Origin of the sequence: Parafrankia colletiae (assembly GCF_001854655.1) — a bacterium.
GTDB lineage: Bacteria > Actinomycetota > Actinomycetes > Frankiales > Frankiaceae > Parafrankia > Parafrankia colletiae.
Window position 1 is genome coordinate 1 of record NZ_MBLM01000107.1, and the last position, 1,006, is coordinate 1,006.

At 62.8% G+C, this 1,006-nt stretch carries 1 protein-coding gene; it reads right to left on the reverse strand.

Annotation, left to right across the window (positions count from 1 at the left end):
* Positions 1-1,006 (reverse strand): condensation domain-containing protein (locus tag CC117_RS11050; protein ID WP_241830014.1); only part of this gene is annotated, 1,006 nt, incomplete at both ends.

A 1,006-nucleotide genomic window follows, 5' to 3' on the forward strand; every position in this document is an offset into this window, starting at 1 on the left:
GGCAGCCTGGGAGATCATGAACATTGTGACCCCACACCCATCTTCGACGCGCCGCAAATCAGCCACGACATCGGATGAGATGGTCAAGGACACATCTGCCGCACGGTACGTCGGTTCAGCCGGCCGGGGCCGGTGGGGGCTTATCGTGGATTCACCCGGAGCATCCGCCAGCGTGTCTGCCCAATACTTCAAATGGTGATGTAATGCGGACTCTGGATCGGTGGGCTGACCGAGCACGGCCTGTTGCCAGACCGCATAGTCTGCGTACTGTATCCCGACCGACTCCCACACCGGCGCATGCCCCTTGCTTCTTGCCGCGTAGGCGGCGAAGAGATCTTCCAGCAGCGTCGGCGTGGACCATTCATCTGTTGCGTGATGGTGCACCGCAAGGACGAGAATCCACTCTGCAACCTCCACGCGTAGCAGACCGGCGCGGACCGGGATATCCGCGGCAAGGTCGAATCGGCTCCGCACGAGTTCCCGAAGGCGTTCGTCGATCGCGTCTTGTCCCGCCCCGATGAAGTCCTCAGGAATCAGAGGCAGGCGCAAGGCCGCCTCCTCACCCGCGAGGATCACCTGATGGAGCTGCCCGTCATCCCCCACGATCAACGTTCGCAGCGCCTCATGTCGGGTCACGACATCCTGCACCGCTGACCTCAGGGCAGTCTCGTCAAGTTCTCCGGACAAGTGCCGGATCAGAGGGACGACATAGCGAGCCCCCGGGCCGCCCATCTGCTCGATAACCCAGAGGGAGCGCTGCCCATACGTCACAGGCAGCAGTTCCGGGCGTGGCAGATCACCTACTCGCGGTACGCGAGATACGGTTTGAGAGGCTCCGTCGACGACACGCGCCAGTCCTTCGATCGTGGCCTGTTCGAACATATCCCGCAGAGTCAGCGCCGAACCCAATGCGGCATTGGCCCGCGCGACGACGCGGGTTGCCAGCAACGAGTGACCACCCAGACGGAAGAAGTCATCGTTCGCCCTCAGACTGACCTCACCCCCG